We start from the raw sequence: 23,560 nt of genomic DNA on the forward strand, positions 1-23,560 counted from the left end.
TCATGTGAACGGCTGGAAGGGGTGGCAAGGCTATCTGTAGGAGCGGTCAGTGGCCGCGAAAGCTCATGCGCGGCAAATCTGACCCTGCGCGGTGAATTCTTCGCGGCCACTGACCGCTCCTACAGGATGGCTATTCCCGGTTTGGACTTACTTCAGCGCGGCGAACGCTTTCTCGGCGGCATCCAGGGTGATCTTCAGTTCCGCATCGCCGTGGGCGATGGAGGTGAAGCCTGCTTCGAACGCGCTCGGCGCCAGGTACACGCCGCCGTCGAGCATCAAATGGAAGAAGCGCTTGAAGCGCTCGGAATCGCTGCTCATGACGTCTTCGAAGGTGACGATGTCGTCGGCGCCGCTGAAGTACAGGCCGAACATGCCGCCCGCCTGGGTGGTCACGAACGGGATGCCTGCGGCATCGGCTCGCTGCTGCAGGCCATCGAGCAGGCGGGCGGTGTAGTCGCTCAGCTCGTCATGGAAGCCCGGACGGCTGATCAGGTTCAGGGTGGTCAGGCCGGCGGCCATGGCCAAGGGATTGCCTGACAGCGTGCCAGCCTGGTAGACCGGGCCCAGCGGCGCGATGTGCGACATGATCTCGCGCTTGCCGCCGAAGCAGCCCACCGGCATGCCGCCACCGATGATCTTGCCGAACGTGCTCAGGTCGGGCGTGACGCCGTAGTACGCCTGAGCGCCGCCCAGGGCCACGCGGAAACCGGTCATCACTTCGTCGAAGATCAGCACCACGCCGTACTGGTCGCACAGGCGACGCAGGCCTTCCAGAAAACCGGGTGCCGGCGGTACGCAGTTCATGTTGCCCGCCACGGGTTCGACGATGATGCAGGCCACCTCATCGGCGACTTCGGCCAGCATCTGCTCAACTGCAGCGATGTCGTTGAACGGCAGGGTCAGGGTATGTTTGGCGAACGCCGCCGGCACGCCGGGCGAGCTGGGCACACCGAGGGTGAGGGCGCCGGAGCCGGCCTTGACCAGCAGGCTGTCGGAGTGGCCGTGGTAGCAACCTTCGAACTTGATGATGCTGTCGCGACCGGTGAAACCACGGGCCAGACGAATGGCGCTCATGGTCGCCTCGGTGCCCGAACTGACCATGCGCACCATTTCCATGGACGGCACGATGGCGCAGACCAGGTCGGCCATCTGGGTTTCCATTTCGGTCGGCGCGCCGTATGACAAACCATGTTCGAGCTGCTTGCGCACGGCGTCGAGCACGTCCGGATGGCTGTGACCCAGAATCATCGGCCCCCAGGAACCGACGTAGTCCACGTAGCGCTTGTCGTCTTCGTCGGTGACATAGGCGCCGGCAGCGTGCTTGAAGAACAGCGGCGTGCCGCCGACGCTCTTGAAGGCACGCACGGGCGAGTTGACACCGCCGGGGATGTGCTTCTGGGCATTGGCGAACAGGGTTTCGGAACGGGACATAAATAAGCTCTCTAGCATCAGGCAGTTTCGAACAACGCGTTCAGGGCGCGGGCGCGGCGGGTGACTTCCTGGGCTGTGTCGGCGCCGAACAGCGCATGCACCACGGCCAGCAGGTCGGCACCGCAGGCCACCAGCGGCGCTGCGTTGTCCAGGGTGATGCCGCCAATGACGGCAATCGGCAATTTCAATTCGGCCCGCGCCTGGCCCAACAGTTCAATGCTGGCAGGCGATGCGTCGGGCTTGGTCTGGGAGGCGAAGAAGCGGCCAAAGGCGACGTAGCTCGCCCCTTCGCGGGCCGCCTGGCGCGCCAGGTCGAGGTTGGCATGGCAGGTGCTGCCGATGATCGCCTTGCGCCCCAGCAGGGCGCGGGCCGGAGTCAACGGGCCATCGGTCTGGCCCAGGTGCACGCCGACGTTGAGCCGCGCGGCCAGTTCGGCGTCGTCGTTGATGATCAGGTGCGCCTTGTAGCGCTCGCACAGCTGACGCAGTTTTTCCGCTTCGCGCAGGCGACGGGCTTCGTCGTTGCTCTTGTCACGGTACTGCAGCAGGGTGATGCCGCCATCCAGGGCGGCCTCGACGTACTTGAGGAACTTGCCGGCCAACAGCTGGCTGTCGGTGATGGCGTAGACGCCACGTAAGTTCATCGCTCGGGCCTCGGGCAGGGGGCGGAGATTTGGCTCAAGAGCAGAAATCCAGGGGCAGGCGACGGGGCACGAATTGCCCGTGGCCCAGTTGCTCGGCGTCGCGCAGGGTGCGCCAGGTGTAGTCGAGCGCCGACTGCACGGCGCTTTCCAGGCCTTCGCCCAGTGCCAGGCGACCGGCCAGGGCACTGGCCAGGGTGCACCCGGAGCCGTGATAGCTGCCGGGCAGGCGCTGGCAGGTGAAGGTGCGACGGCTGCCGTCGCGGCTGTACAGGCGGTTGTGCACTTCGTGCTCGTCGCCGTGACCGCCGGTGATCAGCAGGTGCTTGCAGAACGGCAGCAGCTTTTGCGCGCATTCGTCGGCGCTGCCTTCGGGCAGGTCGGCGAGGATGCGTGCCTCGGGCAGGTTCGGCGTGGCGATGGTGGCCAGCGGCAGCAGCCGTTCGCGCATCGCGTAGCCGACCTCGTCCTTGCCCAGGCTGCCGCCACCGCCGGCGCGCAATACCGGGTCGCAGACCATCGGTAGATGAGGGTGGGCCGACAACAGCTCGACCACAGTCGCGACCATGTCCACCGAGCCGAGCATGCCCAGCTTGACCGCCGCCACCGGCGAATCGCTGAGCACGGCATTGGCCTGGGCCAGGATCCATTCGCGGTCGAGCACACGGAAATCGCTGACGTTGACGGTGTTCTGCACGGTCAGCGCGGTAACCGTCGGCGCGGCATGGCAGCCCTGAGCGAGCAAGGCTTCGATATCTGCCTGCAGGCCGGCGCCGCCACTGGGGTCGTGGCCGGAGAGACAGAGGACAACGGGGCGGGAGCTATAGATATTCATGGTGCGCGAGCTTATCACGGCGCACGGCGTTGTAGCAGGGCCGCAAGCGCTGGGCAGGGTGCCCTGATGACTGGTTCGATGGACAGGGTTCGCGCTTTGTACGGTGCCTCTGTATCATATTGACATTACACTCTGACAGGTTCCGAAAGCAGCGGCCCAGAGCCGACTGAGGGAACATTGCGCACCGCCCGTCGTGCACGCAGACGCTGTGCTAGAGTCATTCGATATCGATAACAGGCTGTGCCGATTGCATCGAACCAAAGGGAATGGGGGCTTCCCGATGCGATCAGGTGTGCCACGCTGGGGCTGTATGCGCTATTTGCTTATCCTGATCATGGCCTTGCTGCCCATGCTGGCGTGTGCAGTCGACTTCGACGAGACCACGCGCAGCCTTGCGCTCGGCCGCTCGATGCAGGTCTACGAAGACGTGGCCGGCGATGCGACCATCGAGCAGGTCACCCGCGACCTGGCTCCGGCCTTCCATCAGCATCATGCCGACGTGCTCAATGCGGGCTATTCGAAGTCGGTGTTCTGGCTGCGTATCGATCTGCGCTATGTGCCGCGTGCCGACAGATCGCCACACAGCTGGCTGCTGGAGCTGGCGTATCCGCCGATGGATCACCTGGAACTGTACCTGCCCGATGCTGCCGGCCAGTACCACCTGGTGCAGCGAACCGGCGATGCGTTGCCGTACGACAGCCGCCAGATCAAGCAGAACAACTACCTGTTCGAAGTGCCTTTCCAGCCCGATGAAGCCAAGACGGTGTACCTGCGCCTGCACAGCCAGGGCTCGGTCCAGGCGCCGGTAAGCCTGTGGTCGGCCAATGCCTACCTGGAGGCGCAGCCTTCACGGCTGTACGTGCTCGGGCTGATCTACGGCGTGCTGCTGGGCATGCTGGTGTACAACCTGTTCATCTTCCTCAGCGTGCGCGACTGCAGCTATCTCTACTACATCGTCTATATCGCCTCATTCGGGCTCTACCAGGTGTCGGTGAACGGCGCCGGGGTCGAGTATTTCTGGCCGAACAACCCGTGGTGGGCCAACGCCGCCACGCCGTTCTTCATCGGCGCGGCCGGGTTCTTTGGCTGCCTGTTCTCGCGCAGTTTTCTGCAGACCGCCCGCCACAGTCGTTGGATGGATCGGCTGCTGGTCGGCCTGATGGTGTACGGCGCCGTGGTCATGGCGCTGTCGCTGTCGACCAGCTACGCCCTGGCGTTGCGTCTGGCCACGGCGCTGGCGTTGTGTTTCACCGTAGTGATCTTCACCGCCGGTATCGTCGCCTGGTTGCGCGGCATGCGCCTGGCGCGCTATTTCATCATTGCCTGGAGCGCGTTCCTGCTGGGCGGCATCGTCAACACCCTGATGGTGCTGGGCTACCTGCCCAACGTGTTCATCACCATGTACGCCAGTCAGATCGGCTCGGCGCTGGAGGTCGGCCTGTTGTCGCTGGCGCTGGCCGACCGCATCAACGTGCTGCGCGACCAGCAGGCGCAGACCCTCAAGGAAGCCGGGCTCAAGCTGGAACTGGCGAACCAGGAACTGGCGGCGAGCAACCGTTTGAAGGATGAATTCCTGGCCACCGTCACCCACGAACTGCGCACGCCGATGAATGGCGTGATCGGCTCGCTGGAGCTGATGCAGACCGTGCACATGGGACCGGAGCTGGCTCAGTATCAACACACTGCGGCAGGCTCGGCGCGGGACATGATGCGCATGGTCGATGACATTCTGATCCTGACCGAACTGCAGGCCGGGCGGCTCTATCCGCGCAATGAACCGTTCAGCCTGCAGGCGTTGCTCGACAGCATGCAGATGCAGTTCAGTCGCCAGGCCCATGCCAAGGGGCTGGCGTTCACCGTCGAGCGGGCGGCGGGGTTGCCCGATCGTTTGCAGGGGGACGCCAAGAAGCTCGCGCTGTGCCTGGCCTGCCTGATCGACAATGGCATCAAGTTCACCCGCGAAGGCAGCGTCAACGTGCGGGTCAGCGGCGGCGATCCGCAGGACGATCACCTGCAGGTCATCTTCAAGGTCAGCGACAGCGGCATCGGCTTCACGCATCGTGACGAAGAGACGCTCTATCAACGCTTCTACCAACTCGATGGTTCCATGACCCGCGAATACGGCGGGCTGGGCATCGGTCTGGCGATCTGTCGGCAATTGGCCGAGTTGGTGGGTGGTCAACTTCATCACCAGTCCGAGCCCGGACGCGGCAGCTGTTTCGAATTCAGCGTGCGTCTGGGGGTGGTCGAAGCCCATCCGGGCCGGGCCTTGAGCACCAGTGCCGGTGCCTTCGGTACCCAGCGCGCTGCCCACGAATGCACCGTGTTGCTGGTGGACGACAACAGCGTCGACCAGTTGGTCGTTCGCGGCATGCTGCTCAAGCTCGGCTATCGGGTACGGACCGCCGAGGACGGTTCAGGCGCATTGGCCCTGCTGGCGCGCGAGCGGTTCGATGCGGTGCTGATGGAGTGCAGCCTGCCGACCCAAAGCGCCCTGCAGACCACCCGCGCGCTGCGCAGCCTGCCAGGGTGCGAGCGGCTGCCGGTGCTGGCGATCACCGATGTCGGCCAGCAGGGGCAGCGCGAGCGTTGCCTGGAGGCAGGTGTGTCGGTGTGTCTGGCGCGTCCGGTGCGCTTCGAAGAACTGCAGGCGCTGTTGCATGGCTGCGTCCTCGCTCAGCCCAAGCCCCTCTCGCCGCTGGCTGCGGACGCTCCGCCCGGAGCCGCCCCGGCATAATCCGGGACGCGTCACGGGGGTGCCTTTCGTCGGCATTGCAGGCAAGATGCAAGACTGCCAGATCAGCCAGGACATGCCCCATGAGTAATGCCCCAGACTTCGTAGTTGTAGAAACCGCCGAACAAGCCGTGGATCGGCTGGCGGAGCTGCACGAACGGGCCACCCGCGCCCTGAGCCAGGCACTCAAGCGCTACCTCAAGGATCGCAGCGAGCCGGATGCGGCCGAACGTGACCTGTTCCGCTACCCCGAACTGCGCCTGACCTACGCCTACAACGGCGAATTGCCGGCCATCACCCGCGCCTACGCCAAGGTCAACCTGCCTGGCGTCTATTCGGTGACCGTGACCCAGCCCGCGGCCTTCCGCGGCTATCTGCTGGACCAGTTGCGGCCCTTGATGCGCGACTTCGCGGTGACCATCGAAGTCGGTGTCAGCGAGCAGAACATCCCTTACCCCTACGTCGTCGACCAGGGCGACGAGCTGGCCGGCAGCGGTGTGACCGCCGCAGCGCTGGCGCGAGTGTTCCCCAGCACCGACCTGTCCGCCGCCACCGACGGTATCGCCGACGGCCTGTACGATTGGGCCACGGCCGATCCGCTGCCGCTGGCGCTGTTCGATGCCGCGCGGGTGGATTTCTCCCTGCGCCGCCTGATCCACTACACCGGCAGCGACTGGAAGCATGTGCAGCCCTGGATCCTGCTGACCAACTATCACCGCTACGTCGACCAGTTCGTCACCCACGGCCTGGAGCAGCTGCGCAACGACCCACGCTTCGTGCGCCTGGTGATGCCGGGCAACGTGATCATCGAAAAGAGCATGGACAACGGTGAGGCCCAGGCGCTGGTGGCCAGCGTGGTCTGGCACCGCTACCAGATGCCGGCCTACCACCTGATCGCCGAGGACGGCGATGGCGTGACCCTGGTGAACATCGGCGTCGGCCCGTCGAATGCCAAGAACATCACCGACCACCTGGCCGTGCTGCGCCCGCATTGCTGGTTGATGATCGGCCACTGCGGTGGCCTGCGCCAGTCGCAGACCATCGGCGACTACGTGCTGGCCCATGCCTACATGCGCCAGGACGGGATTCTCGATCGGGTCCTGCCGCCCAACATCCCCATCCCGGCCCTGGCCGAAGTGCAGTTGGCCTTGCAGGAAGCGGCGGCGCAAGTCACCGGCGAGCGCGGCGACGACCTCAAGAAGCGCCTGCGCACCGGCACCGTGCTGACCTACGACGACCGCAACTGGGAACTGCGCTGGGCCCAGGAGCGGCCGCTGATCAACCTGTCGCGCGCCGTGGCGGTGGACATGGAAAGCGGCACCATCGCCGCCCAGGGTTATCGCCTGCGGGTGCCCTACGGCACCTTGCTGTGCGTGTCGGATAAACCGCTGCACAGCGAGATCAAGCTGCCGGGCTCGGCCAACGCGTTCTACAATCGTGCGGTCAGCCAGCACCTGAACATCGGCATCGCTGCCTTGAATCTGCTGCGCAGCCAGCTCAATTCGCTGCACTCGCGCAAGCTGCGCAGCTTCGACGAGCCACCGTTCCGCTGACAGGTTTGCCGTGGCGGGCAGGGGCCTCTAGCATGAGCGCCCTTGTCCGCACGAAAGCCTTTTGTCATGCCTTTGCCTCCTCGCTCCAAGCAACGTCCTGCCGCCGGTAAACGCCGCGTGGCCAAGGCGCCACCTGCCCAACCTCGGCTGGTGCTGTTCAACAAGCCGTTCGACGTGCTGACCCAGTTCAGCGACGGTGAGGGGCGCGCGACCTTGAAGGATTTCATCGACATCGCCGGGATCTACCCGGCCGGCCGTCTGGACCGCGACAGCGAAGGACTGTTGTTGCTGACCAACGATGGGCAACTGCAGGCGCGCATCGCCGACCCGAAGCACAAGCTGGCCAAGACCTATTGGGTGCAGGTCGAAGGCGCGCCCGACGAGGCGCAATTGCTGCGTTTGCGCAGCGGGGTGGAACTCAACGATGGCATGACCTTGCCCGCCGAGGCGCGGTTGCTGGACGAGCCGGACCTGTGGCCGCGCGATCCGCCCGTACGCTTTCGCAAGAGCGTGCCGACCCATTGGCTGGAACTGGTGATCAAGGAAGGGCGCAACCGTCAGGTGCGACGCATGACGGCGGCGGTGGGCCTGCCGACCTTGCGTCTGGTACGGGTGCGCATCGGCGACTGGAGCCTCGAGGGCCTGGGACAGGGCGAATGGCGCGAGGTGCCGGCCACTTTGTAGCAAGCCCTGCCCCCTGTGGGAGCGGGCTCTGCCCGCGAAGATCTACCAGCCTACCTCCGGCGCTGCCCCTTGTGGGAGCGGGCTCTGCCCGCGAAGATCTACCAGCCTGCCTCAGGCCTCAGCCTCAGCTACGCAGATGGGTCAACGGCAGTTCAGTACTGGCCATGACCTGGTTGAGCACGAAGCTGGAACGCACGCTGGTCACCCCTTCGATCCGCGTCAGGTGGCCCAGCAGCAGCTTTTGATAGTGGTCCATGTCCGGTACCACTACCTTGAGCTGATAGTCGGCATCCATGCCGGTCACCAGGCTGCATTCGAGCACCTGCGGCAGTCCGCGAATGGCCGCTTCGAAGGTTTCGAAACGTTCCGGGGTATGGCGGTCCATGCCGATCAGCACATAGGCGGTCAGGCTCAACCCCAGCTTCTTGCGGTCCAGCAGAGCGACCTGGCGGGAAATGTAGCCGTCGTCTTCGAGCTGCTTGACGCGCCGAGAGCAGGGCGACGGCGAAAGACCAATGCGTTCGGCCAGTTCCTGGTTGGAAATGCGCGCGTCGCGCTGCAATTCAGCCAGGATGCTCAGGTCATAGCGATCAAGTTTGCTCATCAAATCTGCCTTCGTGTTTTTGCGTTGCGGCAAATTATCCATCCGAAGGCAAAAATTGCGCAAGTGCTGTGTAAATCAGCAATGTTCGCAATCGGCTGCTGCACCTGCGGCGCTATAGTTATCCCACAGAATCACTGCCCGGACATGAGTCCACTGCGATCCGCTCAATCAGGCGGGTTGCGGCCACCACCCCCACCGGGGTTGCGCTGGCCCCCGGGCTGCACACTGCCCAGAAGGTGGCGTGAGGTGAGCCGACGTCACAAGCGTCGAGCAGGGACAGAGTTCGAGAGAGGAGGCCGACGGGTCTCCTTTTTTTTCGCCTGCGAAACGGTGGTGAGTGCGGCGCAGTGGATCAGTCATGAAGTGGCTGCCTGTGCCGATAACCTGTGCAGGTCCCTGACGGGATCTTCACAGAACCGCGTTCGGGTTTGTCAGTCTGATGATTAGTAGCTCCCCTTATCTTGCGAGGAACAGCATGAAATCGCCCCTCTGGCGTCTGGCCGGTGTCGCTGCGCTCTGCCTGGCCGTAGGCGCGCCGGCGTATGCGGAAGGTCCGCAGGATCAGTTGCGCGGCAGCTCCAACGGCGGCCAGCGCGGGCCGGGTCAGCAACCCGGGGGTGGTCAGTATCGGCCGCAGCCCGGTGGCAATCAGGGCCAGTGGCAAGGGCGGCCTGTGCAGGGCAATCAGGGGCAGTGGCAAGGCCGGCCAGGCGGCAATACGAACCAGTGGCAGGGCAACAGGCCGGAGCAGGGTCGCCCAGAACAGGGTCGCCCGGAGCAGGGTCGCCCCGAAGGTGGCCAGCAGGACAATCGGCCGCCGATCATCGGCAAGCCTGACGAAGTGCGCCAGACCCAGGCGCCGTTGAGAGGCAGCTATCCGGACCTGCGTCGAGACAACGACCGGCGCTGGGAGGGCGGTCGTGATCGCTGGCCCGGTGATCACGGTGGCGGCTGGGGCCCCGGCCCGCAGTATCGTCCGGGGCAGGTGATCGACCGTTTCCCCGGCCAGAATTATCGCGTGCCGTACCGGGGGCAGGATTATTACTATTCGGGTGGGTATTGGTACCGACCCCAAGGCCCGCGGTATGTGGTGATCGAACCTCCGCGCGGCGTTCGAGTGCGCGTGCTGCCCGATTACGCGCAGCGCATGTGGATCGGTAGCTCGGTGTTCTTCGTGGCGGCGGGGACGTACTACCAGTGGGTCGATAACACCCAGGAATACGTGGTGGTGAATCCGCCGGTGAATGCCAGCATTCCACAGCCGGCGCCGACCTTGACCAGCTACGACGTTGCGGCGTATCCGGCCCAGGGCCAGAGTCCGGAGCAGATTGCCCAGGATCAATACGAGTGCAAGCGCTGGGCCGTTGAACAAAGCCGCTTCGACCCCGCCAGCGCCACCTATGCGCCATCACCTGAAGTGGTCAGCGTGTACCGACAAAGCCTCGCCAACTGCTTCGCGTCACGCGGCTACACGGTGAATTGATCGCGTCCCGACGCGGCTCGCGCCGCAGCCACAAGGCACCGCGTTCTGCCTGACACACCGCATTCGCCGCCGACGCGGCTCGCGCCGCTGCTACAGGGGGCGCGTTGACGGGTCGCCGCAATCCCTGTAGCAGCGGCGCAAGCCGCGTCCGGGGGCACCGCGTTTTTTCAGCCGGACCGCATTCACCGCCGACGCGGCTCGCGCCGCTGCTACACGGGGGCGTGTGTTTACGGGTCGCCGCGATCCCCTGTAGCAGCGGCGCAAGCCGCGTCCGGGGGCACCGCGTTTTTTCAGCCGGACCGCATTCGCCGCCGACGCGGCTCGCGCCGCTGCTACAGGGGGCGTGTGTTTACGGGGCGCCGCGATCCCCTGTAGCAGCGGCGCAAGCCGCGTCCGGGGGCACCGCGTTTTTTCAGCCGGACCGCATTCGCCGCCGACGCGGCTTGCGCCGCTGCTACACGGGGGCGTGTGTTTACGGGTCGCCGCGATCCCCTGTAGCAGCGGCGCAAGCCGCGTCCGGGGGCACCGCGTTTTTTCAGGCGGACCGCATCGACCGCCGACGCGGCTCGCGCCGCTGCTACACGGGGGCGTGCGTTTGCGGGGCGCCGAGATCCCCTGTAGCAGCGGCGCAAGCCGCGTCCGGGAGCACTGCGGTTTTGCAGGCTGCCCGCATTTCTTTCAAACGGGATCGGCGTGCACCAGGACTTCGGCGCGTGGATACTGGCTTTCGATGGCGGCTTCCACGTCCTCGCAGATGCCGTGGGCTTCGGCCAGCGACAACTGCCCCGGCAACTCCAGATGCACCTGCACGAACCAATGGTTGCCCGACATGCGCGTGCGCAGATCATGGGCGCCCAGCACCCCCGGCACGTTGCACGCCAGCGCCAGCATCTGTTCGCTGACATCCAGCGGCAGTTCCTGGTCCATCAGGATCGCCGTGCTTTCGCGGGCGATGTGCACCGCACTCCACAGAATATACAGCGCAATGCCCAGGCCAAAGAAGGCATCCAGCTGCGGCCAGCCATAGCTGGCCAGGATCAGCGCCACCAGGATGCTGCCGTTGAGCAGCAGGTCCGAACGATAATGCAGCGAGTCCGCACGCACCGCCGTCGAACCGGTTTCGCGGATGACCTTGTATTGCAGGGCCAACAGCGCCACGGTCAGGGCCAGGGAAAGGATCATCACCGCGATGCCCACCCCCGCAGCGCCCAGCGGCTGGGGATCCTGCAACTGCTTCCACGCCTGATAACCGATCAGCACGGCGCTGGACCCGATGAACAACGCCTGGGCCATCCCCGCCAAGGCCTCGGCCTTGCCGTGCCCATAACGGTGATCATCATCGGCAGGACGCAGCGCATAGTGCACCGCCAACAGATTGAGAAACGACGCCGCACCATCGAGCACCGAATCGGTCAGCCCCGCCAGCAGGCTCACCGAACCACTGAGCCACCAGGCCACGGCCTTGGCCACGATGAGAATGCTGGCCACCGCCAGCGACGCCCGTGTCGCGAGGCGAAGCAGCCGCGCATGTTCCTTGCTGGTTGGCATCGCAATCCTTAAGCGGCGGGCTTCAGACCATACATGGCCAGCTGTTCGACACTGCCCTTGTGCTGGATCAGGCGTGGATCGTCGAGCGGCAGGCTGCGGCCCAGTTCGGTTTCAAGAATGGCCTGCAGTTTGAGGTTGTCCACCTTGCCATCGCGGCCTACCGCTGGCTGCAGTTTTTCCGGCGAAATCTGCGCGGTCTTGCCGTCGTTGAGGTAAATCGCGCCCGTGGCGAAGTCCACACCGAAGGCGATCAACCCAGGAATCACATAGAACAGGATCCCGATGGCATCCAGCGCCGCCACGACCGGATCGATACGGCCTTCGATCTGCCCGCGCCGATCGGGCCAGAACAAGGTGCCGCAAGCGGTCAACTGGGTCATCAGGGCAGCGGCAACGGCGCCGCCGATCAAACGTTGGGGAATACGCATGACAATCTCCGCGAAATAAGCTGCAACGATACAAGCAAATGGTCGAGCGGAGTAGATGGGGCGCAGGGTCCGACCATGCCAGCGTAGATCGATACCGGCTTCAAGCGTGGCTGAGCTTCCAGCAGTCCAAGATCTGCAAGGGCTACATTCAGCTGTTGTACTCGACACTCGTCGGTCAATACCTGGACACTGCCAGGCCAATGCTGGAGAGGCGATTACGCCTACCGCTCGACCCATCGGTCTTTACGGCTGGATCGGCCCGAACTTGTAAGGCAAGTCCTCGATGTTTGAACTCACCAGTTACCTGGGTCTTTTCTTGGCAGCGTTCGGTGCCGCCACGGTGCTGCCGATGCAGTCCGAGGCGGTGCTGGTTGGCATGTTGTTGTCCGATCGCTACGTCATCTCGACCCTGTTGGCGGTCGCCATAGTCGGTAACGTACTGGGCTCTGTACTGAACTGGGTGCTGGGCCGCTGCGTTGAGCGATTCCGCCACAGCCGCTGGTTTCCAGTGAGCGAGGCAAAGCTCGCAAAGGCCCAGCAGTCCTATCTGCGCTACGGGCACTGGTCGTTGTTGCTGAGCTGGGTGCCGATCATTGGCGATCCGCTGACCGTCGTTGCCGGCGTCATGCGCGAGCCCTTCTGGCGCTTCCTGCTGATCGTCACCCTGGCCAAAGGCATGCGTTATCTGGTGCTGGCCGCCGTGGCGCTGGGGTGGACATGACGGCTGCGCATGGGGATCCGAGTACGCCCGTCGGCCTGCCGTAGCTTGTATAATTGCGGCACCACTGCCGGAGAGACCATGACCTCGTTGCCGATTGACGCCGCCTTGCCGGCTCTCCTCGAAGCCCTTCACGATCGCAATGAGGCCGTGCTGCAAGCGCCGCCCGGCGCCGGTAAAACCACACGCGTTCCGCTGGCGCTGCTGGATCAGCCGTGGCTGGCCGGGCAGACCATCGTCATGCTCGAACCCCGTCGATTGGCCGCTCGCGCAGCAGCAGAACGGATGGCAAAGGAACTGGGCGAAGCGGTGGGCGAAACGGTCGGCTATCGAATCCGTCTCGAAAGCCGCGTTGGTCCCAGGACTCGAATCGAGGTGGTGACCGAAGGGATTCTTGCACGCAGGCTGCAGGACGATCCTTCGTTGGATGGCGTGGGCCTGATCATCTTCGACGAATTTCACCTGCGCAATCTGGACGCAGATCTGGCGCTGGCACTCGCCCTGAATGGCCGCGAGCTGTTCCGTGACGACTCGCCACTGAAGGTGCTGGTGATGTCCGCCACGCTGGACGGCGAGCGGATATCGGCCTTGCTCGACGATGCGCTGATCGTCAGCAGCGAAGGCCGGATGTACCCGGTGGACGTGGTCTGGGGAAAGTCCACGCAGCCCGGGGAGTATGTAGAGCCTCGCGTCGTCTCGACCTGTATCGAGGTGATCGAGGAACAGGAAGGCAGCGTACTGGTGTTCCTCCCAGGCCAGGCCGAGATTCGACGTGTCCACCGCGACCTGGAAGACTGGCTCGGCAGGCAACCACCTGATCACGCGTCACAGATCCTGATCTGTCCGCTGTATGGCGAGCTGTCCCTGAGCGAACAGCGCACCGCCATCGAGCCTGCGCCGTCCGGGAAACGCAAAGTCGTACTGGCCACGAACCTGGCCGAAACGAGCATCACCATCGAAGGGGTGCGGATCGTCATCGATTCCGGCCTGGAGCGAGTGCCCCGATTCGATCCGCGCAGCTCGATGACCCGCCTCGCCACGCAGCGCATTTCCAAAGCCAGTGCCACTCAACGCGCTGGCCGGGCAGGGAGGCTGGAACCTGGTGTCTGCTACCGGTTGTGGTCAGAAGCCCAGCATGAACAGCTCGCCAGCTTCAGCACCCCGGAAATCCAGCAAGCCGACCTCGCCGCGTTGGCGTTGCATCTGGCGCGCTGGGGGGTGACGCCCGATCAGTTGCACTGGCTGGATGCGCCACCGACGGCAGCGTTTTCCCAGGCCAGCGACTTGCTCTGTCGGCTGGGTGCTCTGGATGCCAAGGGCCTTCTCACAGCCCATGGCCAGGCCATGGCGCAGTTGCCTGCCCATCCGCGTATCGCCCATCTTCTGATCCGTGGGCACGAGCTCGGTCTGTCTCAGCACGCCTGTGACCTGGCGGCGCTATTGGGGGAGCGCGACATTCAGCGTGGAGGCGGTGCCGATGTGCACAGCCGAATGGCAATGCTGGCAGGGCCTCGTGTGCACCGCGATGCGCAACGGGCCAAGCAGTTGGCGAAGCAGTACCGTTCCTATCTGCAAGGACCCTCGCTGAATGCTGTCGCCGATGCGGATGACCCGAAGTGGGTAGGGTGCCTGCTGGCGCTTGCCTACCCGGATCGTATCGCCCGGCAGCGGCGTCCCGGTGGGGCCGAGTACCGGTTGAGCAACGGGCGCGCGGCGATGTTCGCCGATGTCGATGCACTCATGAAGCAGGCCTGGCTGGTCATCGCCGACCTGGGCAGCCGCCAGGGGCAGCGCGAGGAGCGAATCTATCTGGCGGCGGATCTTGATCCGCAGCTGTTCGAGAGCGTTCTGCAGGATCAGGTCCGCCTGGTGGATGAGCTGGATTGGGATGAGCGTGAGGGAGCATTGCGTGCCGAGCGTCAGCGCAAAGTGGGCGAGCTGATCCTGAGCCGCGAATCCTTGCCAGGCCTGGACGCCGACGCTCGCGCCACGGCCCTGCTCGGGCTGGTGCGCCGCAAGGGCCTGGAACTGTTGCCCTGGACCCCGGAGCTGCGCCAGTGGCAGGCACGGGTCATGCTGTTGCGAGAAGTGGACGCCCAGAACCCTTGGCCGGACGTCAGCGACACCGCACTGTTGAAACAGCTGGAGCACTGGCTGCAGCCCTACCTGGGCAAGGTCACGCGCCTGAGCCATTTTGGCCAGCTCGATTTGTCTTCCATTCTGCGCAACAGCCTGCCATGGCCGCTGCCACAGAAACTCGACGAGCTGGCGCCGACCCACATCGCTGTGCCGTCAGGCTCATCGGTACGCCTGGACTATAGCGAGCACCCGCCGATTCTGGCGGTGCGTTTGCAGGAGCTGTTCGGCCTGGCCGAGACCCCGCGCATCGCCGGTGGACGACAGGCGATGAAGTTGCACCTGCTGTCGCCAGCGCGGCGACCGGTGCAAGGTGACGCAGGATCTGGCGAGTTTCTGGGCCAATACCTACGAAGAGGTGAAGAAGGATTTGAAGGGGCGGTATCCCAAGCATTATTGGCCGGAGGATCCGTTGGTGGCGGAGGCTACTGCCCGCATCAAACCTCGCAAGTAAAACCCTGGCTAGAACAGCGCAATGTCGTGCGAGTGTTCTAGGCTCTGTATGTAGTGGTCAATTGATCCCGGATACTGAATTGAGCTTTTCCTCGGCAACGCCAGGCGCCAAGCCCTCGTTGAACTGATGCGGTCGCCGCCAGTTGTACCCCTCCATCAAAAACCGACTGATATTTTGCTGTGCCAGCACAGCGCTCATTTAGCTCACCGTCAGTATCCATTCAGTTTTCAGGCTGCAAAATAGCCGCTTCATCGACGCGTTGTCATGGCAGCAGTTGCCGCGCCGCCTCAACCAGCCCAAGCGAACGGGCCGCTTCAATGGACTGTAGGCCTGGTCAAGCACCAGGCACGCAGCCTCGCGCTTGAACTCAGGGGTAAAGATACGACGTTGCTTGGTTATTAGACACCTCTCTATGGCGAGCATTCTCGTCTAAATGGGTATCCAAAGTCATTAGGCTACTACAGATTGTGGATTAAATGGGAGGTTACGCCACACTACCGATTTTTGAAGAATCATCTAACCTCTTAGCCTCACTGAAGCAGATAACCATTGAGTAATGAAACTTCCCGAAACGACTAATCCACTCCCAAGCTTGTCGTTGCTCAATTTGTCTGGGTTTTTTCAGTGCTATAAATAAAATTTACCGTGCTCAAGGATTGAAAGTAACTTCGCGATATATCCGCAAATAGGCCAGCAAGGGACGTTTTAGACTTGTCACGATACGCAAGTGAAATATCCAAGTTACCTATGACTGGGAAACCCTCAGCCTCTCCTAGTATGCGAAACTCTTCACCTACTGTGCTTAATAAAACCGCTGAAACATAGCAACCCGATGACAAGGCGGCAACAATACCGGAGTGGCTTGTACTGTGGTAACTAATTCTATAAGTTTTTCCTACTCGATTAAGGGCGCTTAGTATTAAATCCCTATCTCCGCACCCTTTAGTGAAAAGAGCCAGTGGAATTGGTTCTTTCTCAAAAATTAAACTCTCTCGAGCACTAACCCATGTCAAAGGTTCTGAATGTAGTAACTCTGAGGGAATCCTAGCGGGACAGCCCTGCGTAAGCACCACATCGAGTCCACCAGCCTCATAGCTCCGCCAGAGCTCACTACTGTATCCGCAGTGAACTTCAATTTCGATGTCAGGAAAACGATCCGAACAGCATTTTATGATTTCAGAGAAGTAGCTAGATGCGTATGTATCTGAAGAGCCTACTCTAACAACTCCTGCATACGATTTGTCTGTTAGCTTTGCTACAGCCTGATCGTTAACTTCTAAAATCTTCACCGCATATGCCAACATGCTATCCCCATGAGCCGTCAATTCAAGGCTACGTCCTCCCCTGATAAAAAGGTCTGAGCCTAGCGATCCTTCGAGCTTTTGAATTTGTTGACTCACTGCGGACTGCACGCGGCATAATTTCTGAGATGCTTTCGAAAAGCTTTTAAGCTCTGCAACAGTTACAAACGCTCGCAGCTGATTCATGTCTAAATTCATACTGATACTCCCTTATCACAGCATGTGATAGGTCGTATCATAATTATTAACAAGCCGGCAGTCAATGCATGTCTTAGTATGGGGTCCCCAACCAAAGGAGCATGACCGTGGCGTCGGAAATTATAGGAAAAATCAAGGTAGATGACTATGATCTCGAGAAAGATATTAAGTATCTGAACTCAGTCACTAAGCAACCAGAAGAATATGACGAGTTTGGGCAGGGATACTGGAAAAATCTGTCGCTCTATAATGCAAGCGGCAATGCGAGTGACACCCAATATCGAAACACCGATAAATGCTTTCCTACTGAGTATGCGACTCAATGCCCTAGCATCCAAAAGCTTGTTCAGCAGAACTTCAAGCCTGACAATCTCAAGATGATTCGGGCTAGAAGCCTCGTGGATGGATTAGTTATACCGCATCGGGACTTCGTTGAGTTGGATAAGAAAATCACCTATTTTCGAGTATTTTTAGCACTTGAAAACAATAAGGACGCCTTTCATTCAGACGAACATGGTGTCTTCCAAATGAAAGCAGGGGAGGTTTGGTTTCTGGATGCGGGTATAAGTCGTGCAGCTGTCAACTTCGGGCTTAATAGTCGGATGTTCCTTTGCTTGGACTTCATGTATGAAGGAGAGTTTGAATATACAGATATTTTCACCGACCAATCTGTGCTTGAAGAATGTCGCCGATCGTTTTATGTTTCTCGCGAAATTTTTACAAGCTCACAAAAAGAAGCAGTTATATCCGGAGCCTCAAAGATCTTAGATCGCTTCACGTTCAAGGACGTAGTATTTGCCCTCTCAAAATATCATTTTATTTATGACATACCTGTATCGTCTTGCTACGACTGGATCATTAGCGCAGCAGAGCAGAAAAACAACATTGAGATCGTCAAGAAAGCCAAGTCGTTACGCAGGTATCTTATTGAAAAAAGAGATATGGGTGAACGCTACTCAATAAATGACTGGAACATCTAGGCTGGAGCTCCACTATGAATGCATTGGAAAGGTATTCCCCTTTACTATTTCTTCTGATGTGGAGTAGTGGAGCTATATTTGTAAAGCTAGGTCTTGAAGATGCCTCGGTTTCGGTTTTTTTGACCGTTCGCGCTATTGGAGCTACAGCAGCACTTTTCATGGTTTTTTTATTCATCGCGAGAGGGGCAGGAGCCAAGTCACTACTTCTTCCAAAGCCCTTAATGATTAGAGCGATACTTATCGGAATACTTTTGCAGGTAGGATATCAGTCTGCATATTTCTTGGCGCTAAATTATAAAATAACTCCAGGCGTCCTGGCAATTATTCTAGGCCTTCAGCCAATTATAACTCCGATGTTTGCAAATGAAAAAATCGGCAGGCTTGGATATTTTTATCTGAGCCTTGGCTTGGTCGGTTTGATAACTGCAATATTTGGGGCCCGTGAAATCGGGGCCGTAACTGGGCTCGGTCTGCTTTTTGGACTAATCTCTGTCGTTGCGATAAGTATTGGCTCAGTAATGCAGAAGCGATCTGTAATTAACCCTATTGCCTCAGCATTCTATCAAGCTTTAACTGCGTCTTTCGTGTTTTTAGCAGTACTTCCATTTACCACGTTAAGACTGAATTTAACTCCTGAATTCATACTTTCTGCCAGCTGGATGATAGTTGTAGTCTCGACATTAGCAGTCCTCCTGTTATTCCGTATGCTGGTAAAGGACTCAGCCAGTAAGGTAGGTGTGCTTTTCTACATGGTGCCGGTAGTTACAATTTTTCTGGATTACTTAACGTTTGGTAATACAGTTTCGTGGATTACTGTCGCAGGAGCTTTATTAATCATCATGGCCGTTAAGGGGTTTGGCAAAGTTCACTTCACAAAAGCCCCTGCCCCCCCCGTTCACACGAAAAAAACTTACGACTAGTTTTTTTGGAGCTCTATCGCAGCCTGATAGGCTGAGAGGTGATTGTAGTGGTCAACTGATCCCGGGTACTGAATTGAGCTTTTCCTCGGCAACGGCAGGCGCCAAGCCCTCGTTGAACTGATGCGATCGCCGCTAGTTGTACCGCTCCATCAAAAACCGACTGATATTTTGCTGTGCCAGCACAGCGCTCACGTAGCCCACCGTCGGTATCCATTCAGTTTTCAGGCTGCGAAATAGCCGCTTCATCGACGCGTTGTCATGGCGGCAGTTGCCGCGCCGCCTCAACCAGCTCAAGCGAACGGGCCGCTTCAATGGACTGTAGGCCTGGTCAAGCACCAGGCACGCAGCCTCGCGCTTGAACTCAGGGGTAAAGATACGACGTTGCTTGGTTATTAGACACCTCTCTATGGCGAGCATCCTCGCCTAAATGGGAGTCCGGTTTCGTTGGACCACTCCATTCTCCAGCCCCTATGGCGAACTGTACTTCCAAGCTGAATCATGGAACAACGTCGAGGGCTATAGGGTAGACCTCGAGGCCGTTCGTAGCTGGGTGTGCCCCTGACCACACTCGATCAGTTCATTGCAAAACATCGAGACAGGTTCGTCATTGGCTGAGTTTTTGCCCATCCAGACTGCGGGCTTCGTCTCCGGGCCTTGGGACGCGTTGGCAGACATCAAGCCGCACAGGCAGCCAGCAACAAATGCTGGCTGCTGCCTCCCCCGCCAACCTACCATCGGCGCACGTACCGGCTTGAAGCGATGACATCACCGTGAGCATCAACTTTGATTTGAATGACCTGCAGGCTTTTCGGGCAGTGGTCGAGCAGGGCAGTTTTCGGCGGGCGGCGGAGGCGATTCGCCTCACCCAGTCTGCGCTGAGTCGTCGCATCGAAAAGCTTGAGGGGGCGTTGGGCGTGAAGCTGTTCGAGCGGACGACGCGGCGGGTGTCTCTGACCAACCAGGGACGGGCGTTTCTGCCGCAGGTGGAACGGTTGCTCGATGATCTCGATCTGGCGTTATTGAGCATCGGCGAGCCGGGGGCGTTGCGCGGCGGCACGCTGGTCGTTGCCTGCGTGCCGTCGGCGGCGTATTACTTCATGCCCCATGCGATCCGCAGCTTTCGTGGCCGCTACCCGAAGGTAAAGGTCAGGTTGATCGACGTTTCGGCCCATGAGGTCAGTGCGGCGGTGTCATCGGGCGAGGCGGATTTCGGTGTCAGCTTCGGCGGCAATCTGGCGCCGGACATCGAGTTCAGTACCTTGATGGATGAGCGCTATGTCATCGCCTGCCGCAAGGACCACCCGCTGGCCGAGCTGGAAGTGGTGACGTGGGCGCAGGCTTACGAGCATGACTACATCACCCTGGATCGATCATCCGGCAATCGCCTGGTGCTGGACCGGGCCATGCCCGGCCTGACGTTCGCCAGGCCGAGCCTGTGCGAGGCGCGGCACGTGACGACGGTGCTGGGGCTGGTCGAAGCCGGGCTGGGGGTGGCGGCGGTGCCGTCGATCGCCATGCCGCCGGCCTCCCATCCCATTCTGGCCAGTGTGCCGTTGATCGAGCCGCAGGTGCAGAGGCACCTGGGGCTGCTCAAGCGTCGTGGCCGCACCCTGACCCCGGCGGCGCTGGAAATGGAAGGCCTGATCCGAGCCTTGCCGGGTACTTTAGCGCGGCACTGAATCCAGACCCGTAGCGCGTACGGCATCCTGTACCTTGGGCGACGCCAGGTAGTCCAGCAACTGCTTGGCTTCGGTCGGGTGCGCAGCGTTTTTTGGGATGCCCGCGGCATAGCGGGTCACCGACTGCACGTCTTCCGGGATCTTGCCGACGAAGGTGATGCCGGGAATCGGCAGCAGTTCGGCCACTTGCTGGAAGCCCAGCTGGTAGTCGCCCTTGGCAACCATGGAAGCCACGGGAATGCGCTCGATCATCTTGCTCTTGGGCGCCAGTTGATCCTCGATGCCCAGCTTCTTGTACAGCTGTTTCTCGATGTAGACGCCGCTGGCGCTGTCGGAATAAGCCACCGACTTCGCCGCCAGCAGGGTCTGCTTGAGCTCGGCGTCGGTGCCGATGGCAGGTTTCGTTGCACCGGCCTTGACCGCCAGGCCGATCCGCGAATCGGCCAGCTCGACGCGTGAGCCGGGGTCGACCTTGCCCTGCTTGATCAGCTCATCCAGCGCATAGCCCACCATGATCACGACGTCCGCCTGTTCGCCACGTTCCAGGCGGTTGGGGATGGCTTCCTGGGCCTTGCCCATGGACGGGCCGAGCACAGTGTTCAGGGTGTTGCCAGTGTCTTTGGTGTAGCTGGGGGCCAGGCTTTTGTAGGCAGCGGTGAAGCCACCGGAGGTCATCACGGTGAGCTCTTGCGCCTGGGCCAGGGGGCTCAGGACGAAGGCCGCCAGGGCCAGTGCGGACAGAGATTTGAAGGGCAGTGTCATGGTGTTTCCTTTTTCAGACGTTTCAGGCGTTCAGGCGATGACGGGGGACTTGACTGCAAGTCGGCGGTACAAAACTAACGTGGCCACGAACGCGCAGAGGGCTGCAAAGATCATCCAGTAAGCCGGTGCAGCCTTGTCGCCACTGACGTGGATGAGCCAGGTGGAAATTGCGGGTGTGAAGCCGCCGAACACGGCGGTGGCCAGGCTATAGGCCAGGGAGAAGCCGGCTACCCGCACCTCGACCGGCATGATCTCGGTAAGCGCCGGAATCATCGCGCCGTTGTACAGGCCGTACAGAAAGGAGAACCACAACAGGACTTCGAGCATGTGGCCGAATGTCGGCGCCTGGGCGAGGAAGGACAGGGCGGGATAGGCCGTGACCGCGGTCACCAGCGACATGGTCGCCAACAGTGGCTTGCGGCCGAAGCGGTCGCTCAAGGCGCCACCGACAGGTAGCCAGAAGAAGTTCGAGACGCCGACCAGCAAGGTCACGATCAGCGCATCGCTGGTGCTCAGTTGCAATACGGTCTTGCCGAAGGTCGGCGCGTAGATGGTGATCATGTAAAAGGCCGTGGTGGTCATGGCCACCATCAGCATGCCGAGTACGACCAGCCCGGCGTTGGCGTACAGCGTGGCGAAGACCGCTTTCATCGAAGGTCGACGTACGCGACTGGAAAACTCGGCGGTCTCTTCCAGGCTGCGACGCAGGAAGAAGATGAACGGCACGATCAGGCAGCCGATGGCGAACGGAATGCGCCAGCCCCATTCGGCCACCTGGGCCGGGGCCAGCCATTGGTTGAGGCCGTAGCCCAGCCCGGCTGCAACGACGATCGCCACCTGCTGGCTCGCCGATTGCCAACTGGCGTAGAAGCCTTTGTGCCCAGGCGTCGCCATTTCGGACAGGTACACCGAAACACCACCCAGTTCCGCGCCTGCGGAAAACCCCTGCAGCAGCCGCCCCAACAACACCAGGGCAGGTGCCCACAGACCAATCGTGGCGTAACCAGGAACCAGCACGATGAGCAGGGTGCCGCTGGCCATGATGGCCAACGTGACGATCAGACCTTTGCGGCGGCCCACGTCATCGATGTACGCCCCCAGCAATACCGCACCCAGCGGACGCATGAGAAACCCCGCGCCGAATACGGCGAAGGTCATCATCAGGGAGGCAAATTCGTTCGAAGCGGGGAAGAAAACGCCCGCAATCTGCGTGGCGTAGAAACCGAAGAGGAAGAAGTCGAACTGTTCGAGGAAATTCCCGGAGGTCACCCGGAAGACCATTCCGGCTTTCGACCCTGTCCGATCGGACGGGCGCGATATCTGATGCATTGTTGTTCTCCAGCGCTTTTTTGAGATTATTTGTAACCGCTCGTTACGCAATATTCTCGGGTAAACCGGTCTCCAGGTTAATCGTTGATTTCGCATGGATTGATGCATGAAAGCGATCAATACGGGATTTGATTTTGTATCGGTATGGTGCGGGCCACTGCCGCGAACGGGGAAATCCCAGTGGCCCGTCAAGCTTCGAACTCCAGCCCAGCCCGCCCGGTGGGCGTGCTTGCCGAGCAAACCTGCTCGATCTAGAACTGATACTTCACCAACAAACTCGCCGTGTCCTGGTCGGTGGTGAAAGAGCCGTCATCCTTGATGCCGTATTTGTCGGACCAGTAATCGTATTCCACACCCACATACAGATGCTTGGCTTCGTAGCCCAGGCTTTTGCCCAAGTCATACTTGATCTGCGGGTTGAAGTGCAGGTTGGCGTGGTAGTCGGACTGGTTGTTGCCATGGCCGCTCTTGTTGTTCACCACCCAGTCGATGAAACCGTCGATCAACAGGTTCGAGTTGCCCAAGGGCAAGGTGTAGGACCAGGCCGGGGTGATCTGCCAGGCGCCGGAGGGCACGCGGTTGCCGTCGGGTTTGCGGTAGTAGAAATTCAGCTGGAAATAGTCGAAGCCTGGAATGTCCAGGTCGAAGCCCGGACCTATCAGGTAGGCATCCACGTCGTCATCGCCGAACTCGTAGGTGGTGGCGAGCAGCACGTCTTTCACCGGTCCGAATGAGAGGTCCTGGCCCAGCAACTTGCCGGCGCTGAAGCGTGGGCTGAATTCGCCGTAGAGGCTGTAATGGCCATTGCCGGATCGCGCGCCGTTGTACCAGCTGTTGTCGACGAAGGCGAACAGGTCGCCCCACGTCCAGGCGCTGGCATGTTCGACGGTGACGGTTTGCTGTATCGCCGGATCGACCTTGTAATTCTTGCCGTACAGATACGTCAGACTTTCTCCGTGCCACAACAATGGCCCGTCAGCATGAGCACTGCCAGCGCCCAGCAGACCCAACATGCACAGTGATGCTCCCCAAGCGTTTTTCATGTTTTACCCATCAATCAATGTGGTGTTTATGGCGCACCGGCATTGGTCCGACAGATGTCGTGGACCGGGCGGCGAAGTTGTGGGCAGACAACCGAGTTG

Annotated in this window: 18 protein-coding genes and 3 pseudogenes; 9 read left to right on the plus strand and 12 right to left on the minus strand. The window is 60.8% G+C overall.

All coding sequences use genetic code 11. The annotated features are described in order from the left end of the window. Nucleotides 1–147: 147 nt before the first annotated feature. From hemL to ABMD26_RS14555, 3 genes are read right to left on the minus strand one after another with little or no spacing between them, the layout of a single operon-like run. Nucleotides 148–1,431, minus strand: coding sequence for a glutamate-1-semialdehyde 2,1-aminomutase (gene hemL / locus ABMD26_RS14545; protein ID WP_354310404.1), 1,284 nt, complete (start codon nt 1,429–1,431; stop codon nt 148–150). 17 nt (nt 1,432–1,448) lie between these two features. Continuing rightward, nucleotides 1,449–2,075, minus strand: a complete 627-nt coding sequence (thiE, locus tag ABMD26_RS14550; protein WP_090360520.1) for a thiamine phosphate synthase — start codon at nt 2,073–2,075, stop codon at nt 1,449–1,451. A 34-nt stretch (nt 2,076–2,109) separates the two neighbouring features. Beyond that, nucleotides 2,110–2,907, minus strand: coding sequence for a hydroxymethylpyrimidine/phosphomethylpyrimidine kinase (locus tag ABMD26_RS14555; protein ID WP_049860860.1), 798 nt, complete (start codon nt 2,905–2,907; stop codon nt 2,110–2,112). Between the two features lie 310 nt (nt 2,908–3,217). Between ABMD26_RS14555 and ABMD26_RS14560 the strand changes: the two genes are divergently transcribed. From ABMD26_RS14560 to ABMD26_RS14570, 3 genes are all read left to right on the plus strand, one after another. Next, on the plus strand, nt 3,218–5,644 hold the full coding sequence (locus tag ABMD26_RS14560) for a 7TM diverse intracellular signaling domain-containing protein (RefSeq protein ID WP_354310407.1): 2,427 nt from the start codon (nt 3,218–3,220) through the stop codon (nt 5,642–5,644). A gap of 80 nt (nt 5,645–5,724) precedes the next feature. Then, nucleotides 5,725–7,194, plus strand: coding sequence for an AMP nucleosidase (gene amn / locus ABMD26_RS14565; protein WP_049860862.1), 1,470 nt, complete (start codon nt 5,725–5,727; stop codon nt 7,192–7,194). 117 nt (nt 7,195–7,311) lie between these two features. Next, complete coding sequence (locus ABMD26_RS14570; protein ID WP_192069080.1) at nt 7,312–7,878, plus strand: pseudouridine synthase; 567 nt, start codon at nt 7,312–7,314, stop codon at nt 7,876–7,878. A 124-nt stretch (nt 7,879–8,002) separates the two neighbouring features. Here ABMD26_RS14570 and ABMD26_RS14575 read toward each other — a convergent pair whose 3' ends face one another. Next, nucleotides 8,003–8,482 (minus strand): Lrp/AsnC family transcriptional regulator, encoded by a 480-nt coding sequence (locus ABMD26_RS14575; RefSeq protein WP_043192694.1) that lies wholly within the window; start codon nt 8,480–8,482, stop codon nt 8,003–8,005. 475 nt (nt 8,483–8,957) lie between these two features. On the opposite strand from ABMD26_RS14575, the gene ABMD26_RS14580 reads away from it, so the two are divergent. After that, nucleotides 8,958–9,965, plus strand: a complete 1,008-nt coding sequence (locus tag ABMD26_RS14580; protein WP_354310410.1) for a DUF6515 family protein — start codon at nt 8,958–8,960, stop codon at nt 9,963–9,965. 678 nt (nt 9,966–10,643) lie between these two features. Here the strand turns inward: ABMD26_RS14580 and ABMD26_RS14585 are convergent. Together ABMD26_RS14585 and pmcY are read right to left on the minus strand one after the other, a co-directional pair. Next, a complete protein-coding gene (locus ABMD26_RS14585) occupies nt 10,644–11,513 on the minus strand; it encodes a cation diffusion facilitator family transporter (protein ID WP_192001359.1) in 870 nt (289 codons plus the stop codon). 8 nt (nt 11,514–11,521) lie between these two features. Next, nucleotides 11,522–11,941, minus strand: a complete 420-nt coding sequence (gene pmcY / locus ABMD26_RS14590; protein ID WP_056844017.1) for a periplasmic Zn2+ metallochaperone PmcY — start codon at nt 11,939–11,941, stop codon at nt 11,522–11,524. A 283-nt stretch (nt 11,942–12,224) separates the two neighbouring features. Here pmcY and ABMD26_RS14595 point away from each other — a divergent pair, with 283 nt between their 5' ends. Continuing rightward, nucleotides 12,225–12,662 carry a YqaA family protein gene (locus ABMD26_RS14595; protein WP_354310413.1) on the plus strand — a complete coding sequence of 146 codons (438 nt, stop codon included), beginning with the start codon at nt 12,225–12,227 and terminating at the stop codon, nt 12,660–12,662. Between the two features lie 78 nt (nt 12,663–12,740). After that, nucleotides 12,741–15,249: pseudogene (gene hrpB, locus ABMD26_RS14600) on the plus strand (ATP-dependent helicase HrpB). A gap of 57 nt (nt 15,250–15,306) precedes the next feature. Here hrpB and ABMD26_RS14605 read toward each other — a convergent pair. Together ABMD26_RS14605 and ABMD26_RS14610 are read right to left on the minus strand one after the other, a co-directional pair. After that, nucleotides 15,307–15,540 (minus strand): annotated as a pseudogene (locus tag ABMD26_RS14605) (IS3 family transposase); the annotation flags it as partial. Nucleotides 15,541–15,851: 311 nt separating this feature from the next. Beyond that, entirely contained in the window at nt 15,852–16,748 is an 897-nt protein-coding gene (locus ABMD26_RS14610) for a LysR family transcriptional regulator (protein ID WP_354310415.1), read from the minus strand. 107 nt (nt 16,749–16,855) lie between these two features. Between ABMD26_RS14610 and ABMD26_RS14615 the strand changes: the two genes are divergently transcribed. Together ABMD26_RS14615 and ABMD26_RS14620 are read left to right on the plus strand one after the other, a co-directional pair. Continuing rightward, a complete protein-coding gene (locus ABMD26_RS14615) occupies nt 16,856–17,728 on the plus strand; it encodes an aspartyl/asparaginyl beta-hydroxylase domain-containing protein (protein ID WP_354310417.1) in 873 nt (290 codons plus the stop codon). 14 nt (nt 17,729–17,742) lie between these two features. After that, nucleotides 17,743–18,648 (plus strand): DMT family transporter, encoded by a 906-nt coding sequence (locus ABMD26_RS14620; RefSeq protein ID WP_197979283.1) that lies wholly within the window; start codon nt 17,743–17,745, stop codon nt 18,646–18,648. Between the two features lie 51 nt (nt 18,649–18,699). Here ABMD26_RS14620 and ABMD26_RS14625 read toward each other — a convergent pair. After that, a pseudogene (locus ABMD26_RS14625) lies at nt 18,700–18,933 on the minus strand (IS3 family transposase); the annotation flags it as partial. A 485-nt stretch (nt 18,934–19,418) separates the two neighbouring features. Between ABMD26_RS14625 and ABMD26_RS14630 the strand changes: the two are divergent. Further along, on the plus strand, nt 19,419–20,327 hold the full coding sequence (locus tag ABMD26_RS14630) for a LysR family transcriptional regulator (RefSeq protein WP_320523148.1): 909 nt from the start codon (nt 19,419–19,421) through the stop codon (nt 20,325–20,327). On the opposite strand, the gene ABMD26_RS14635 is transcribed toward ABMD26_RS14630, so the two are convergent. The 3 genes from ABMD26_RS14635 to ABMD26_RS14645 form a co-directional block, all read right to left on the minus strand. After that, a complete protein-coding gene (locus ABMD26_RS14635) occupies nt 20,313–21,089 on the minus strand; it encodes a substrate-binding domain-containing protein (RefSeq protein ID WP_354310420.1) in 777 nt (258 codons plus the stop codon). The genes ABMD26_RS14630 and ABMD26_RS14635 overlap by 15 nt on opposite strands. Before the next feature lie 30 nt (nt 21,090–21,119). After that, nucleotides 21,120–22,418: an MFS transporter gene (locus tag ABMD26_RS14640; protein WP_320523147.1), complete on the minus strand. Its 1,299-nt coding sequence runs from the start codon at nt 22,416–22,418 to the stop codon at nt 21,120–21,122. Nucleotides 22,419–22,669: 251 nt separating this feature from the next. After that, nucleotides 22,670–23,461: an outer membrane protein OmpK gene (locus ABMD26_RS14645; protein ID WP_134723765.1), complete on the minus strand. Its 792-nt coding sequence runs from the start codon at nt 23,459–23,461 to the stop codon at nt 22,670–22,672. Between the last annotated feature and the right edge of the window lie 99 nt (nt 23,462–23,560).

The organism is Pseudomonas sp. PvP001 (assembly GCF_040546375.1).
In the GTDB taxonomy this organism is placed as follows: Bacteria; Pseudomonadota; Gammaproteobacteria; order Pseudomonadales; family Pseudomonadaceae; genus Aquipseudomonas; species Aquipseudomonas coleopterorum.